Raw genomic sequence first — 15,631 nt, 5'->3', positions numbered from 1 at the left:
GGGTAATTATACGGTCTCTGGTTTCCAAGCAAATTTTTGGAAAGGCTCATCTACCGGTGTGTTTGCAATGTGGTTTGTGTAGTTACTTATCACTTTTTGAGAAAGACCTAAAATGATATCTAACACTTGTCTCTCACCATATCCTGCGGCATAAAATGCGTCAAGATCTTCTTGCGTTACATTACCACGGTTGCGAGTTACAGTAAGTGTGAAGTCACGTAGTGCCTCAAGCTTCTCAGACGGTAAGGTTGTCTTGTTGCGTAGGGCATCTGTGATGGCAGCATCTACCTTCATCATATGTGCAATCCCTGTGTGTGCTGGTACACAGTAGTGACACTCGTGCTCTACGTTTATAGTTTGCCACACCACGGTAAGCTCATCATTATCAAAAGAAGACTCACCAAATAATTTGTGAAGTGTCTGGTAAGCTTCTAGTAGTTGAGGTGACTCAGCCAGTACGCCGTGTAGGCCTGGTATCATCCCAAAAGATTTAAGAGATCCCTCTAGTAAAGGCTTACTTTCTTGTGGTGCAGAGTCAATGTCGTGAATTTTTAACGTAGTCATAGTATTCTTTTTTTAGTTATTAATTATTTCTAAACAATCGGTTAGTTATGGGTTAAAAAAAATCCTTACGAATTTTTGAAAATATTTTCTATGTAATGGCCCAGCTGCTCTTCTGTAAACACTCTCGTAGCAGAGGAGAGGCCAAACATTGCAATGAGCAAGTAATCTGCCTGTGAGGCTACCTCTTGCGGGTTTTTGCTCTCATCTTGTGCAATAATACTGGCAAATATGCTTTTTATCTCCCCCGTAAAGTTAGACAGTGCTTCCTTTATGGCTTGGTCTCCATCTGTACCTATCTCGTTTGCCGTATTTGTCACTAGGCAACCTTTGCCATACTCGGTCTCTCTGGTAAAAGTTATAAAGTTGTAAAAGTATTCTTTTATACCAGCTACACCTTTTTGTGTTGTCTTGAGCTCATTTACAAGCGTGTACAGCTTCTTTTTATAACAAGCAATGCTCTCTAAAAAAACACCGTTCTTACTGCCAAAACTTGAGTAAATAGAAAATTTATTAATCCCCATTTCTTTTTCAAGCATTTGCATAGAGGTGCCCTCATAGCCGTTACGCCAAAAAAGGTTCATCGCTTTCTCGATCACCAGGTCTTCTCTATATGCTTTTTTTCTTGCCATATTTGTAATACGATACAAAACTAACCACTTGGTTAGTTATTGCCAAGTTTTTAACGTTTATTTAGTGTATGGTGGCTAGAAGAGGTGTGCTAGTCTGTTAAGATCACTAGTGTTATCTAGTTTGTAAAAATGCGGCACTTGCCACTTCTGTGTGGCAATGGCTTGCTTGCTCGTAGGTGCGTCCCAGGGAGAGTAGACTCGAAAACCGCGCTTGCCTTCTTTGTGAGCTGTGTTTACTATCGCCTTATCTCGCAGGCGGTCTTTTGTAAAAACAAATACGCCCGCCTCGGTCTCGTTGCTTGCATAGATGATGTAATAATCAAAGGGGTCATCTATGTGAAAAGGTGCAATAGGTGCTATGCCCTCTCTTTTCCAAAAAGTCACAAACTGCCCTACTTTTTTTGGCGTCTGTTTTGCTTTTCTGTAGATGATGGTTTTTTGACCGACTATAAAGCTACAGCCCTCATATGCTTCGCTCTCTGCATCTTCTGTATACTTAGACAGCTCCAGATGATGTGGAGCAAAAAACACGTCTATAAGTGTGCAGAGCGATGGATGCATTTATGTGTTAGTTAGCTTGTAGCTGTTTTAATGGTCTGGGTGAACATAGCGGGTGACACCACTACATCTACTTTTCTTTACGGCTCGATGCCTTCTATCTTCTCAATAGTTTCTTTAAAGAGCCCGAGCAAAAACTGTAGTTTTTGTGCATCTCCAGAGGCGCTGAAGGTTTTATCTTCAATCTTGACACTGTACCAGTCGTTTTTATTTTTCTCGTTAAGTATTTGTGGGATAGCCAGTGTAGCCAGTGAGGTGTTAGACACATCTATCTCTACTTCCCAGCCGGGGTTATCTGTGGTGTTTATTTGTATGGCTTCGCCTAGCTCCCAGGTGCCGTCACAGTTGTTTAAAAACCACTGCTGTATCCAGTCTAGTATGGTATCATTCATAAGGTGTGTTTTATAAGGTCTTTGCAATGTGTTTGAGTAAAAACGTCTCGCGCTCTATACTCATCCCTTTTTTTGAACTTGTGGCTATGGTATGCTCATTATGAGCAATGGCCTCTTGTATGGGGATCCACACGGCTTTCATCCCGTTGCTCGTCTCATAACGCTCTAGGCTCGCAGTGCCTAGCTCTTTGTGCACCTCACAGGTGTAGCAGTAAGAGATGATATGCTGTATATCGTGCGTGGGTTTATACCACGGTCTATACTCCTCGTAGATGCCGTAGGGAGTTATGTTTGTAATACCCAGCGCTCCCGTCTCCTCTCGCAGCTCGCGTAGCATCCCTGTGATGTGGTCTTCTCCCTCATCAAGACCACCGCCGGGGAGACTGTAATCTTCATAACGAGCGGTATACATAAGCAGTATGTGATCACCTTGCATCGCGATGCTCCTTGTGGTAAGCCGTTGTGTAATAGACTTGCCCTCTAGGCTTGTGATTTCTGGGTGATAATGTGTCTTTAAGTGTTGCATTGCGGTAAACTAAGTAGCGCGCAAAAATACCTACTTAATATGCTTTATGGCGCTATATAGGTAGTAAAGTATGGAGTAGTATTATTACGCTTTCGCGAAAAAGAGAAACCACCCGGTCCTATTTTGAGGTGGGTGGTTTTTTATGTGAATTACACAGATTTTGTTGATTTAAATATTTGCTGAACTTTATAAGAGTAAACTTGTTTTTTAAAGAATACCGGTTTACCGCTGTCGAAAAAAATAAATGCAGGAACCCACTGTCGGCTATTGTTGAAATATAGATTTTATTACTTCTTCCACATCAAAATCAGGTGAACCTTGCCTAGCATAATAACTAGAGTATCGTTCTATTAAATCTTTTAAAAACGGTAAAGTGATAGTTGCGAATCTATCAATTTCTTTATTTTCAATACCTTCTTCAATTTCAGCAATTGGAATTGAAAGCTTAGCTTGGAAATCAATAATCCCTGCTTTAATTGTATTATGTTTTGGGATAAAGTGATAGTATGGTTTATTATTAGTAATTACTTTTTTAAGCTTTTCTTTAAGGCTGTTACTAACCTCTCCTGTTTCAATAGATTCTGCAAGATTCGAAAAATGGTCTGTTAATTCAATAATTTTCAAAAGAAATGCATTTCTAACATTTCTGTCGCCATTTGGTCGAAATACAAAATCACAAGCTGGTGTTAAAACAACATATCGACTATCTCCATAAGTAACTAAATCTCCAGTAGAAAGAACTGTTTTTATTGGTCTGGTGATGTAGAATTCACTTGGATGCACATTGTGTTCATCTAAATATTCCATCATATGAAGAATCGTATAACGAAGTAGCGAATCCTCTTTTTCCTCTGGATTTCTTTTGCCATCTAACACCCAATTATCTAAAGAAGTTGAAATGTGCTTCCAGAATATATTTTGAATTAGCTCTTCGATTTTTCCATTACGATTTAATAGATTTAGAATTCCTGTTGACTTGATTAGCTTAAATTTATTTAAGGTTTCAAATACATCTACATTATCTCTCTCATAAACATTAAATATAGCGTTTGGAACATTTAATTCATCAGAAAGATGATGAGGGGTGCCAGTAATCACAAAAGTTGGAAAACGTAAATTTTCTTTAATTTCCTTGATAATCTCATTTCCTGAGGCATCTGTACCGCCTGTTCCCATTAAATCTAAATCCACAATTGCACCATCGAAAATATTTTCAGGATTTTTTAAGGCCGATATAGCTTCATTTTTTTTCTGTATCCAAGTTTCACCAATTTGAAACTCTTTGTTTTCTTTATTGAATAATTCAATATTTCTTTTGTATACATTTTCATAAATACCTCCATCATCTTCAACTATTAAAATTTTAATTTCTTGCATAATTATTTGTTGATTTCTATTTGGAAGTATACTCCATTATTACTTTTTCTAGCCGATAGTTCTCCATTTAATCTATCAGAAGCTTCGCCAGCAATTGCTAAGCCAAGACCTGTACCATCAATTTTTTTGGAATATCCAGGTTCAAATATAGCACCTGATTCAATTTCTAAATCAGAAAGTCCAGGTCCAGTATCCTTAAAATCAACAATCGTAGAATTAGCACTTTTATTAACTTCAATATTTATTTCTTTTACATCAGATTTAGAAATTTCTAACCAGTAAATACTATTTTCAATTAGGTTAGTTAGTGCAATATATAAGTCTTCTGACCATCCAAATATTTCTGTTTTTTCGTCTCCCAGAATATTAACTTTAATATTTGCATCATCAAGAGTTGATTTAAAAACATCTAAACTTTCATTTATAACTTTAATTACTGAGAAATTAGATTTTTTATCCCTTTTTTGTTTAGCTAATGGTGATATCCTTTTGAAAAGAGTAGAAATAAATTTACTATTAATTTGAAACCCATTTATACTTTTAGTTAATTCATCTAAGTGTTCTTCTTCTTTAGTGGCACGATAAAACTTTAAATAGCGTTCCATTACTTTAGTTTCGGAATTAAAAAACTGTAGTGGTTTTCGACCTTCGTGAAGAATAAAATTGACAATTTTGCCTAAAGTTGCTTGCCCTTGATATATAGCAATTGTCTTTTCAATTTCCTCTTTTAATTCTGCATTTTTCTCTTCTTCGTCAGTTAATATTTTGTCTATTTCATCAATAGCTTTTTTATCAATTTTGAATTCCGAAAGCTTTTTGCCAATAGAGCTTTTAACTTCTGCTAAACTGAACAATGAGTTAATTGTATCTTGAACCTTGGTAGATTTCCCTCTACTCTTTTCGCTTTTTATTCTATAAGCTAATCTCCGTATTTCTAATTCAAAAAGAGCTTTTTGAGCAAGCTCTTTTAAGCCAGAGTAGTGCTCGTTTTCTTTTAAACCATCTCTTGCGCTTTTTTCTTCAAGACCGGATTTTTCCTCAGACTGGATTGTGACAAACCCAACAACTTGATTATTCCCAAGTTTTTGAGTCATATTTTGAATCCTCTTTTTATCCAAATCTAACCAATCTATACCTCCATTTCCGTAAGGTCTAATTCTAAAGGAATTTTTATATACGTTTACACCATAAACATCGTTCAATTCTCGTCGAGCTTCATTTTTGCCCATATATTTTTTAGATACTGGGTCAATCAGACCTTTATTAATTAAGTTATCTATGGCATCAGGCTCTCGGTCAAATACCCTGAAGTCTATTTTTATTAAACCGCAATACTTATTATTTTCCGTTAATTCAAACTTTTTTGTAATTGTTTCCTTTTGAACTGCATCTGGATTAATATTGTTTTCAAAAATTAAAATAGCTTCTCCTTCATTTGAAATAATTCCAGATATACGATAATCATAAAACTTTATAATTGGATATGTATCAATGGTAAAGTTCTCATCTATCTCAGGAAAAGGCGAATTTTCAAATGCAAGATTTATTGTAAATTTATCCTCAGTGGATTCTTCAAAAGGTGAAATCAGTTTTCGTAATTCATTGACTAATTGCTTTAGAGTCTCTCGATTCCAATACGATGATTTAGAGTCAATTTTTTCTATCGTTTCTTCAGCATTATCTTCATTTATTATAATGTCGGTATACTTTTCATCTTTTGCAATAATCAGTATTTCAGTTCCCGAAGGTTCGCTGGTTTCTTTTTTTTCAACAAGAAGTTCTATATTTTCTAAATAGTCATCAGATTTAAATATTCTCCAATCAATTACTGCTTCTGATTTTTCTCCATTTTCGTCAACAGTAGAAAGCGTCATTTCTTGACCTAAAATAGAGGCAGCAAAACGACCAATTCCTTTTCTTCCTTGAAGTGTTCTTTTACCTTTTTTGCTTACTTTTCTTTTCAGTTTATCGTTGGTAGCAGGAACTAACCATTTATTAATAACTGTATCGAAGTCCATACCGTGACCATCATCCTTAATTGATATAATCAAGGCTCTTTCATTTTCGATTTTAGTATATTTAAATACGATATCAACTTTGGAAGCGTCAGCATCATAAGAATTCTTCACAAGCTCGACTAATGCTGCATAAGAATCTCCGATTAAATCACTACCAATTGTATGTATCAACCTGGCAGCTGGTCTAATTTTATATGTTACGTCATCACTCATTATAGCTGTTTTTTGATTTTTATTGCTATTTCTTTTGCCATCAAAGGTGGGACAGCATTTCCAATTTGTCTAAAAGCAGCACTTCTGCCACCTTCAAAAAAGAAGTCGTCTGGAAATGATTGAATTCTTGCAGCTTCTCTGACAGAGATAGATCTTATTTGTTTATTGTCCGGATAAATATAATGATGACCATCTTTTGCTATGTGAGCAACCATTGTATGAGAAAGACCGTTGATGTCAACAACTTTATATCTGTCAACAAATGATTTTTCATTTTTATGGGTTTTGAGTTCAGTTGGTAAATCAGGATATTTTAATCGCTCTGATTTTTTTAACCATTTGTTTATGGCAATTTTGTAGATGTTTAGATCTCTTTCATTATGAGGTCTAGCTATATGCTGTGTAACAAAATCTACTCCATTTCTTAATTCAAATCTTTCGAGATATGTTGTTATAGGTTTAGCATATTTTGTCACATTTTTTTGGTCACCTGGTTTTAATTTTTTTAAATCTGATAAAATTTGACGAATAGTAAATTTCTCATCGAGTTTCTCAAATTCTGGGTATTTAAAACCTGAACCTTTTTGCCAACCAATTAAAATAATCCTTCTTCTTTTTTGTAGCACACCGAAATGCTCTGATTTTTGAACTGTATAATCCAATTCATAACCAATACGTTTAAAATATGCTTGCATATTTTTGAAATAACTCCCCTTTTCGGCGGTTATTAACCCCATTACATTCTCAAAGACAAATACTTTTGGTTCGTATTTTTTAAGAAATTTTGCATATTCTTTATAAAGAAAATTTCGAGGGTCATTTTTCATACCATCTTTATCTCTTGATCTTCCAACAAGGGAATAGGCTTGACAAGGTGGGCCACCAATAATTAAATCAATTTGTTTTCCTTTTGCAAGTGTGTCTATTTTGTCAAAAATGATTTTATTGTTTTTACCTCCGATTGGAATATTTATGACAGAATTAGAAAGTTCTGAATTAGAAAAAGTCTTTATAAACTCTTCTCTGGTAATTTTTTCAGAAATATAATCGTAATATTTTTCTGTTTTATTCTCAGAATTTAATTTATGATATATCAGTCTAGTTTCTAAAGTGTCACAGGCTTTTTTGTCTATTTCTACGTGAGCAATAGGTTTAAAACCTGCTTTGATAAATCCTTCAGATAAGCCGCCTGCACCTGAAAATAAATCTATGAAATTTAGTTTTTCCATAATTAATTATTCAGTCTTAAATGTCCATAAACTTTTTCAAGAATTTCAGTTGGGTTCGCATCAATTGCCTTAGAGATTAGATATAATTCTTCTGCTTTGAGATTTGTATCTTCTTTCGTACTTAGATTACTAAGGCGAGATTTTCTTATACCCGTTTTTCGTGCAACTTCAGCCTTATTTATTGACTTGTCAGTAAGATATTTACCAAGAAGGGTCATATTTTTTAAATTAAATTTATTTCTCAAAAATATACAAAAGTTCCGTTTTTAGAAATATTTGTATCTATTTAAAGAACTATTTAATAAAATTTAATTTTATGATTTTAATCACTTTAACCAATTTCACTATCTAAATTTCCTAAGCCCAGTAAAACTGTATGCTAGATAATTATTTTAGTTTAATAGGTCGTATCTCGTTAATGGTTGCCTAAAAGCAAACTTATAAACCGCTACGCTACAGTGCTCTAAAATACAGTGCTGCTATCATACTTCTTTACGGATTTCCTTATTCTGGTCATATTTTATCAACATTTTCCTACAAAAGGAGTTGTAGGGTGTGCGTGGTAACTTTCGCGAAAGCGTACTACATAAAAAAACCACCTTTCTAGAAGTAAAAAGGTGGTTGTGTCAAGTTGGGGTGCAAAGGAGGTTATGCCTTTACTTGAGGTAGAGGCTTTTTCTTTTTGTAATGTCTCCCGTACCAAAGTAAGACACCGGTAACAGGTAAGGTAGCGACGAGCAGGCTTACTAAAAAGGCAATGATTTTACCTACAATACCGCCTATGGCTCCTATGTGTATGTCATAATTCATACGCTGTATTTTATCTGCAAATCCGGCATTACTGTACTTGCCATAAATGCTGGGTGTCTCCAGCTCTTCTAGCGTGTTTTGATCAAAAAAACGGTAATCTGAGTCGTAGTACAGGCCTTTGCTGTTTGAGACTTCTACATAGATACTTTCCTCTGGGCTGGTAGGGTAGTGCAGCTCGTAGCTCACGGCCTCCGGATTTTCTATAGATAGTTTTGTGATGAGGTAATCCATAGGCACGGTGGTTTCTCTTTGTGCGAGCTGGCTCTCGTTTTCTGGTATGATAAAGTAGGGGCTTTTTTCTCCTCCCGTAGATTTATACACCACATACTTTAACCAGTTGTATGATATCATAGAGCCTGTAAAAGCCACTATTAATGCAAAGGAGCAAATGTAAAAGCCGGTAACGGTATGCAGGTCAAAGTTTTTGCGCTTCCAGCGGGTGGTTTTTTTCCAATCAAATTTGAGGCGCTGTTTAAGATTCTTACGCTTTTTAGGTATCCAGATTATAAAACCTGAGATAATGATGAGTATAAAAAGTAATATAGAGACACCTACTACTTGCTCACCTATAGCCTTAGGTAGCCATAGTCGCATATGACCTTTTAATATAAATGCAAAAAATCCAGAAAGATGATCATCTACTTGTATCACCTCTCCAGAGTAAGGGTTTAAAAAAACGCTCTGGTAAAACTCGGGTTCTTCGTCATAAAAGATAACCTCTATGGCGTCGTCTTTTTTCTTAAAGATAGTGCCGTGCACGGTATTGTTAGGCAGTACGGCCTCTGCAAGTTCTTTTGCCTGTGTGGGGGTTAAGATGGCTTGCTCTTGAGGGGTTACTTTTTTATAATCGTCATAAAGGCTTTCTATCTCTTCTCTAAATGCCCAACAGCAACCTGTGATGGCTACTATAAAAACTACAATACCTGTGGCTAGCCCCAAGATTTTATGAAGCTGAAATGCAAATTTTTTAAACGTCATTGTTTTAAAAATTAAAAAAGAGCAACCCCTGTTGGGGTTGCTCTTATAGTTTTGGCTAATTAAAATTTATAAGTAAAGTTTGCTAGTAATGCTCTTTCTTGTTGTGGGTTTATGGTGGTCCACCCTTTGTAATATTCTTTATTAAAAGCGTTGTTGAGCTTGAGGCCTATTCTATACTTTTCTGCCTGGTAAAAGACAGTTGCATTTGCAATAGTATATGCAGGTAGTATAAACTCACCTGTAGAGGCATAGTTTATAGCAAATCGCTCACTAGCGCCATTAAGACCTGCGCCTATACCAAAACCGTCTAGGCTTCCTTCTTGAAACTCATAGTTTGCCCAGAGGTTGTACAGATTTTCTGCTCCGGCTTCTAGTGGTCTACGGTTTAAGATCTCAAGATTATCAGACTTAGTAGTCTCACTATCGTTATAGCTATAACCCGCACGTATGTTTAATCCTTTTACTGGGTTTGCATTAATCTCTAGCTCGAGTCCTTTGCTCTCTACCTCACCCCCTTGTATTTTATTAAAAGGAGAAGATGGGTCTGTAATCACGCGGTCTTTTACCGTGATGTCATAATAGCTTACCGTCGCATTAAGACGATTGTTAAAGAGATTAGTCTTTACCCCAAACTCCATCTGGTTTGCCTGCTCTGGGTCAAACGTTTGTAGGGTTTGTGCTCCCTGGCTTGGGTCTCCTACAAGTTGTGGGGCAACGTTTGTAAAGCCGTTCTGGTAATTTCCAAAAACAGAAACCTTATCCTTTATAGGTTGGTACACAAGACCAAACTTAGGTGAGAGCGTAGTCTGGTCATAATCATCATCTGGATTTGCAAGATCACCCTCATTATCAAAATGGTCAAGACGTAAACCTACCATAGCAGAGAAGTTATCTGTGATATCAAGCACATCTGATGCATACACGCTATAGATGTGGTACTTAGACTTTGCATTGCTCACTCCTTGTGATGCAAGCGCAGCATCTACAGCAGAGGTAGATAAAGGGTAGCTATCTTCTTCTACATCTGGGGTAAATGGGTTATCGCCATTTGCACCACCGCTAGGGGTGATGTTACCATAAAAGGCAAAGCCTGTACTATTATCTGTACCCGTCTCATTAAAGTAATCTACACCTATCACCACTCTGTTACGTAAAGAAGCAAGTTTAAAGTCTCCTATGAAATTTTGCTGTATATCTGTCGTTTGCGTGTTTGCATTTTGTCTACTTATAAAGCGAGAATAGGTGTTTCCGCCTAATATTCCAAAATCAAATAGATATGAGTAGTATCCCTCTGTAGAGGTAGCACTTTTTGAGAGTAAGGTTTGTGACTGCCAGGTGTCAGACAGTTTGTAATCCATCTCTACTCTATAGTTTTGAGTTGGGTTTTGTAAGCTCAAATCGTTACTTGTAAATGATAACTTGTTGTTATACCCTAGCTCATCAAGGTTTGCAGCCTCTGTAGGTGCGCTTCTGTTTAAGAATAAGAAAGTAGGGTTAGTTTGCTCTGCCTGAGTAATCTCTCCATAAAAAGAAAATGAAAGTCTGTTGTTTACTCTATACGATAGTGATGGCGCTACAAAAAATGATTTTCTAAAACCAGCATCTTGAAAACTCTGCTCTGTCGTATAAGCCGTGTTAAGTCTAAAGTATAGGTTATCTTCTTTGCTCAAAGCGGTATTAAAGTCACCTACAATCTGGTTAAGCCCATAGGTTCCAGAGGTAAAAGAAAGTTCGCCACCTGTACCCACGTACGGTTTTTTTGTCACCACATTAATGAGACCTCCGTATGAGCTCACAGCATTACCAAAAAGCGTTGCAGAGGGTCCCTTAAGCACCTCAATGCGCTCAATGTTTGCCGGGTTGATTGTTCCGTTTGTTAATCCAGGGAGTCCGTTTACGAGTTGTGGTTGTACAGAAAACCCACGCAGTGAGTAATACCCAGCTCCATCGCCACCACGACCAGTAGACTGCCATAGTTGCTCTACGCCTGTAGCATTTTTTAAGGCATCGTCAAAGTTTGTAACCACTTGAGACTTTAAAATCTCTGTCGTAACGGTATTGTATACCTGCGTGTTTTCGATATCCTTAAGCGGTAGTTTTGATACGTAGGCCGTCTCTTTTCTTGAGAATTTATTGCGGCGCTCTCCCTCAACAATCACCTCGTTTAAAATCTCGTTACCTTCATACAGCGTTATGGTGCCTAGAGATATATTATCACTTGTGATAGTGATAGGCATTTCTCTAGTTTTAAAACCTATATACGAGAGTTGGAGTATATAGTCACCTGCTTCAATATTTGAGATGGTAAAGGCACCATTTTCATTAGTTTGGGTTCCCTGTGTTGTGTTTTTAAGCATCACATTCACACCTAGAAGGGGTGTTTGTGCATTGTCATTTACAGTTCCTGTAATACTTGCTTTTTGGGCTAGCGCTAGGTTTGCTAGCAATAAAAAGAGTACGATTGGTATATGTCTTTTCATTTGTTTTTATTTAGACTTAATATAAATAGATAATTTTGGCGCAAATGTATGGGGGACTTTTGTTTTGACCAAATTATTTATAATAAATCTAAATAAGAATTTTTAACAGCTTGATTTCAAGTGGCTGTCTAGTTGTTTATTCAAGTTTTGAGATGTTAATTGTTGATTATATGATTTGTAATTACGCTTTCGCGAAAGCGTACTCATAATAAAAAAACGGCTACCCAGTAAAGGGTGGCCGTTTTTGTAATATAAGAGTTATCTAAGCCCTAGATGGCCTGAGTTCTATTTATATCGTTGTATGTTGAGATTTGTGTTACATCACTTTATTTGCCAAATATTTTTGAACTTCATAAACGTCGATACTTTTATTGAATTTTTTACTAACCGAAGGGGTGTTTTCGCTTGAAATCCAGATTTTTAGTTCGGCATCTAAATCAAATGTTCCCGATGTTTCTAAAGAAAACCTTGAGATGCTTTTATAAGGCATAGATTTATATTCACTCTTGCTTCCAGTAAGCCCTTGCACATCAATGATTATTAATCGTTTGTTTGTAAACATAAATGTGTCACGTAGGAGCTTAAAGCCTAGTTCTATATTTTCATTTTCGACCAGTAGGCGGCCATATTTTTCTGTGAGTTTCTCTGTTGATGCTTCGCTAGCATTTCCTAAAATTTTATTGAAAAGTCCCATATGTGTTTTTGATTTTTTATGTGGTTATTTTTATTGAGGCGAGCTTGATATGATTTGCAGTGTTACATAATTTCAACGCTCTAAGTGAGATGCAATATTTTTAATAAAGTAAAATAGCTATTTATGATTAATGATTGGTTTGATTTTCTTGTATCAAATCTAAGGTAAAGCGCATTTGGGTATCTACATTTTTTATGAAATCTTTAAAATTTTGAGGCACGATATAATCTGGTATGATTCCTCTTTTATCTAATTGGTTTTCTCTTTGAGATACATCTTGCTCTATATTATCAATAGAGAAATCTGTGATAATACCAGATTTAGGGAGCACATAGCTTAGAGAGGTGTGCCCGTTGTGTCCGTAGTACCCGCCCATAGTTTCTTCTCCTATGACTATTGAGTTTGCATTGCTCGCTACCATTGCTGCAAAAAGGCTACCCGCAGATGCTACTTCTGGACTAACTAAAAGGTAGATGGTACCCTTAAAAGCGTTTTTATTTGGCATTCTTTTTTTCATTTCGCTTGATTCTTCGCTTAGGTAAAAGTTGCCATTTTTCTCTACAGGAAACCTTTGCTGAAAATGACGATTAAACCTTCCTACGCCAAAAGGCCGTAGTGTTTTAGGGACATTAATATCAAGGTGTCGTATTAAGGGAATTTTATTAAAAGTTATCCAGGCCTGTCTACTTTCTTGAAAGTTTCTAGCAGCTACGTATGAGTATGTGATAACATCATTAGGGTCACTTCCTCCGCTGTTTTGACGCACATCAATGATGAGGTTTTCTATACCTGTCATTTTTATTCTTGTAAAAACACTATCAAGAAACTCTTTGTATGCCTTATGTTCTTCTGTAGTTTCATTACCCATACTAAATGTATTTATGGTTAAAAGACCAGTCTGAGTGTCGAGGTCCTTATAATGATATTTTTGAGATGTATCTAGATCTAAGTAATACAGATTGTCATATGGTTTTGAATGCCTGTTTGTAAACCTTTTGTAATAGCTGTTGTAGCTTATTCCTTCTATACTTATGGTTTTTGATAATGCAGTATTCTTATCCTTATAGACAATATTAAAAGTGTTGACTTGTCCATAATGCAGTCTATAATATTTTGAAAAATGTTTTCTTATACCTGTTCTTTTACCCGTGATGTTTAAACCATCTGTTGTGTAATATTTGTAAAGGTTTTTTATAATTTTTGAGATAGGGATGTCATTAATTGCAGTAATCTCAGAACCTAGTGGTATCTCCTTGTTTGCATAATTTATTATCCACTTGCCTTGTATCCATTTTATAGGAAGTGGGAAATATCCATAATTTTCTTTCTCGAGTTTTTCTTGAGCCTTTTTTGGGAGGCTAGTATCATTATGAAGGCTACCTTCATAATCTGTTAGTATACAAATTATGTTATAAAAGTCACGATGGGTAGCTGCTGTTTTAATCTCATTTTCTGCCCATTTATAAATACTGTCTATTTGTTTTTTTGATCTGTATTTATATAATCCAGAATTTGCTCTTGCTCTTATTTCTTTAAATAGACTTAGGTCTTTCTGCATTTTTTTATAAGAAAATGAGTCGTCAATATTTTGTCCAGATACTGATATAACCGTCATTAAAAAAATGAGAAGTGTTATGTAATTTTTCATTTAAAGGTTAGTTTACTCGCATAACAGCCAGATCGCTTGTGTGATTTGGCAGTACTTAGAAGGTTCTTTATAATAGGATTTAATTGCGTTCTGAAAGGGTTGCAGCTATTTCTAGAGTAGTAGCTTTACTAAACTTGCTGTTTTCTCTATAATTATTAAGGCAATAGGTAATAGCATTGATTCCTCTTTCTTTGCTGAGATTGTGCTCCACAACCGTTTGAGCGATGAGGTAGTTAAAGATTAACGCACCTTCCGGATATTCTATAACAGATTTTTCTAAAAAAGTGATGGCTTCTTCTGGGCGTTTTAATTTTGTAGTTAACAGGGTAAATGGTCGTTCATAATAAAAGGTGTTCTCATTATAGCCCTCGGTGATCTGCATTTTCCAGCTTGAGAGTGCTTCTTCATACAGTTCAATTTCCTCATAATATTGCGCTTTTGAAGAATGTATTTCCTCTTTTGAGAAAAACTGGTTTTGTTCTCCTACCATAAAAGCTTGTTCTAAAAGATTCTTGTCTTTTTTCTCTAAAACAATAGATAGCAGATAATAAAAATCTTCTTCCTTAAGAGTGTATTTAATCCCATAAATATCTTTAGACAATTTGCTTTTATGGTCTAGGTATGCGCTTAAAGAAAACTGATCTTCTAATAGTCTTTTATCAAAATCATCATAATTTTTAAAATCTGAAAAAATAAATTGTAATGCGTCATTAAGAGATTTGGGAACGAGATCAAGATGCCCTGCATTATAAATGCGGTGTGTAGCTTTAAATTTTTGGTTCTTTGTGGTTTTAAAAACAGTATCCAGCATTTTACCTGTCTCTAGTCTATCTGGATTATCCTTAAGTCCAGAAGAAACAAAGTAATAAGTGTCACGCAACTGTGAATCATTAAGATATGAATGTAAGTAATCTGTCTGTTTTTTAAGCAAATCTGGTGTAATTGCTATAAAGCCATTAAAATTGGCTTCTTTTTTTGATATCATTTCATTTACAAACGTAGCCGTATTAGAGTGTCCTATAAGTGTATTAAAGCCAGATGTGGCATATAACTTATTAATCATAGGTACAATTTCTAGAAGTAAATGGTTTTTTAGAGCGGTAGGCCCCTCCAGAAACTTAGTTACAGGCACCCTTACATCATTACCATAATTAGGCATTGTTTCATAATTTCTATTAGTGTGATAAATACCCACAATAATGCAATCTGGTATCACATCATAGTCCATTAAAAAAGTACTGTAACTACTTGTTATAGGGAATAGCTCATAACCATCTAGCGCATAAATAACAGGGTAACTCTTATCTTCACTATACGTCTTAGGTAAAAGAACTTCTATCGTTCTCTGGCTCTTAAAATAGGCAGAGTTTAAAGTTTTGGTAATAGCTGCTTTGTTATTCTCACTATGAGTTTGAGCAGCTGCTATAGCTACTAGAAAAACAAAAATTAGATTTAATGTGTGTTTGTGTACTACTTTCATAAGAGTGTTATGCGATTCTTTATGCTGTATACTAT

General features: G+C 35.6%; 14 protein-coding genes. All 14 read right to left on the bottom strand.

The window, feature by feature from the left end; all coding sequences use genetic code 11:
- Window positions 1-6 precede the first annotated feature (6 nt).
- Window positions 7-564: a carboxymuconolactone decarboxylase family protein gene (locus I597_RS14150; RefSeq protein ID WP_035325336.1), complete on the bottom strand. Its 558-nt coding sequence runs from the start codon at window positions 562-564 to the stop codon at window positions 7-9.
- 65 nt (window positions 565-629) lie between these two features.
- Window positions 630-1,193 carry a TetR/AcrR family transcriptional regulator gene (locus tag I597_RS14145; RefSeq protein WP_035325334.1) on the bottom strand — a complete coding sequence of 188 codons (564 nt, stop codon included), beginning with the start codon at window positions 1,191-1,193 and terminating at the stop codon, window positions 630-632.
- Between the two features lie 75 nt (window positions 1,194-1,268).
- A complete protein-coding gene (locus tag I597_RS14140) occupies window positions 1,269-1,754 on the bottom strand; it encodes a MepB family protein (protein ID WP_035325333.1) in 486 nt (161 codons plus the stop codon).
- A 77-nt stretch (window positions 1,755-1,831) separates the two neighbouring features.
- On the bottom strand, window positions 1,832-2,143 hold the full coding sequence (locus I597_RS14135; RefSeq protein ID WP_035325332.1) for an immunity 53 family protein: 312 nt from the start codon (window positions 2,141-2,143) through the stop codon (window positions 1,832-1,834).
- Window positions 2,144-2,153: 10 nt separating this feature from the next.
- Window positions 2,154-2,669, bottom strand: coding sequence for an NUDIX hydrolase (locus tag I597_RS14130; RefSeq protein ID WP_035325331.1), 516 nt, complete (start codon window positions 2,667-2,669; stop codon window positions 2,154-2,156).
- Window positions 2,670-2,933: 264 nt separating this feature from the next.
- Window positions 2,934-4,046 (bottom strand): hypothetical protein, encoded by a 1,113-nt coding sequence (locus tag I597_RS14125; protein ID WP_035325330.1) that lies wholly within the window; start codon window positions 4,044-4,046, stop codon window positions 2,934-2,936.
- A 2-nt stretch (window positions 4,047-4,048) separates the two neighbouring features.
- Window positions 4,049-6,277 carry an ATP-binding protein gene (locus tag I597_RS14120; RefSeq protein WP_035325329.1) on the bottom strand — a complete coding sequence of 743 codons (2,229 nt, stop codon included), beginning with the start codon at window positions 6,275-6,277 and terminating at the stop codon, window positions 4,049-4,051.
- Window positions 6,277-7,506 (bottom strand): DNA cytosine methyltransferase, encoded by a 1,230-nt coding sequence (locus I597_RS14115; RefSeq protein ID WP_035325328.1) that lies wholly within the window; start codon window positions 7,504-7,506, stop codon window positions 6,277-6,279. Before I597_RS14115 ends, I597_RS14120 begins: the two co-directional genes overlap by 1 nt.
- A 2-nt stretch (window positions 7,507-7,508) precedes the next feature.
- On the bottom strand, window positions 7,509-7,751 hold the full coding sequence (locus I597_RS14110) for a helix-turn-helix domain-containing protein (RefSeq protein WP_236626636.1): 243 nt from the start codon (window positions 7,749-7,751) through the stop codon (window positions 7,509-7,511).
- Between the two features lie 403 nt (window positions 7,752-8,154).
- Window positions 8,155-9,294: a PepSY-associated TM helix domain-containing protein gene (locus I597_RS14105; RefSeq protein WP_035325325.1), complete on the bottom strand. Its 1,140-nt coding sequence runs from the start codon at window positions 9,292-9,294 to the stop codon at window positions 8,155-8,157.
- Between the two features lie 59 nt (window positions 9,295-9,353).
- Window positions 9,354-11,774: a TonB-dependent receptor gene (locus I597_RS14100; protein WP_035325324.1), complete on the bottom strand. Its 2,421-nt coding sequence runs from the start codon at window positions 11,772-11,774 to the stop codon at window positions 9,354-9,356.
- A 316-nt stretch (window positions 11,775-12,090) separates the two neighbouring features.
- On the bottom strand, window positions 12,091-12,468 hold the full coding sequence (locus I597_RS14095) for a PH domain-containing protein (protein WP_035325323.1): 378 nt from the start codon (window positions 12,466-12,468) through the stop codon (window positions 12,091-12,093).
- A gap of 127 nt (window positions 12,469-12,595) precedes the next feature.
- Window positions 12,596-14,116 (bottom strand): S41 family peptidase, encoded by a 1,521-nt coding sequence (locus I597_RS14090; protein WP_035325322.1) that lies wholly within the window; start codon window positions 14,114-14,116, stop codon window positions 12,596-12,598.
- Between the two features lie 79 nt (window positions 14,117-14,195).
- Window positions 14,196-15,596 (bottom strand): alpha/beta hydrolase, encoded by a 1,401-nt coding sequence (locus tag I597_RS14085; RefSeq protein WP_035325321.1) that lies wholly within the window; start codon window positions 15,594-15,596, stop codon window positions 14,196-14,198.
- Window positions 15,597-15,631: the final 35 nt, after the last annotated feature.

It is taken from the genome of Dokdonia donghaensis DSW-1, from assembly GCF_001653755.1.
Taxonomy (GTDB): domain Bacteria; phylum Bacteroidota; class Bacteroidia; order Flavobacteriales; family Flavobacteriaceae; genus Dokdonia; species Dokdonia donghaensis.
The sequence above is the reverse complement of the archived record's forward strand: the minus strand, read 5'-3'. Positions and strand labels throughout refer to the sequence as shown.

Excerpts from the sequence above, each read along its gene's own strand:
- I597_RS14150 (WP_035325336.1), bottom strand. The coding sequence starts at position 564 with ATGACTACGTTAAAAATTCACGACATTGACTCTGCACCACAAGAAAGT.
- I597_RS14145 (WP_035325334.1), bottom strand. The coding sequence starts at position 1,193 with ATGGCAAGAAAAAAAGCATATAGAGAAGACCTGGTGATCGAGAAAGCG.
- I597_RS14140 (WP_035325333.1), bottom strand. The coding sequence starts at position 1,754 with ATGCATCCATCGCTCTGCACACTTATAGACGTGTTTTTTGCTCCACAT.
- I597_RS14135 (WP_035325332.1), bottom strand. The coding sequence starts at position 2,143 with ATGAATGATACCATACTAGACTGGATACAGCAGTGGTTTTTAAACAAC.
- I597_RS14130 (WP_035325331.1), bottom strand. The coding sequence starts at position 2,669 with ATGCAACACTTAAAGACACATTATCACCCAGAAATCACAAGCCTAGAG.
- I597_RS14125 (WP_035325330.1), bottom strand. The coding sequence starts at position 4,046 with ATGCAAGAAATTAAAATTTTAATAGTTGAAGATGATGGAGGTATTTAT.
- I597_RS14120 (WP_035325329.1), bottom strand. The coding sequence starts at position 6,277 with ATGAGTGATGACGTAACATATAAAATTAGACCAGCTGCCAGGTTGATA.
- I597_RS14115 (WP_035325328.1), bottom strand. The coding sequence starts at position 7,506 with ATGGAAAAACTAAATTTCATAGATTTATTTTCAGGTGCAGGCGGCTTA.
- I597_RS14105 (WP_035325325.1), bottom strand. The coding sequence starts at position 9,294 with ATGACGTTTAAAAAATTTGCATTTCAGCTTCATAAAATCTTGGGGCTA.
- I597_RS14100 (WP_035325324.1), bottom strand. The coding sequence starts at position 11,774 with ATGAAAAGACATATACCAATCGTACTCTTTTTATTGCTAGCAAACCTA.
- I597_RS14095 (WP_035325323.1), bottom strand. The coding sequence starts at position 12,468 with ATGGGACTTTTCAATAAAATTTTAGGAAATGCTAGCGAAGCATCAACA.
- I597_RS14090 (WP_035325322.1), bottom strand. The coding sequence starts at position 14,116 with ATGAAAAATTACATAACACTTCTCATTTTTTTAATGACGGTTATATCA.
- I597_RS14085 (WP_035325321.1), bottom strand. The coding sequence starts at position 15,596 with ATGAAAGTAGTACACAAACACACATTAAATCTAATTTTTGTTTTTCTA.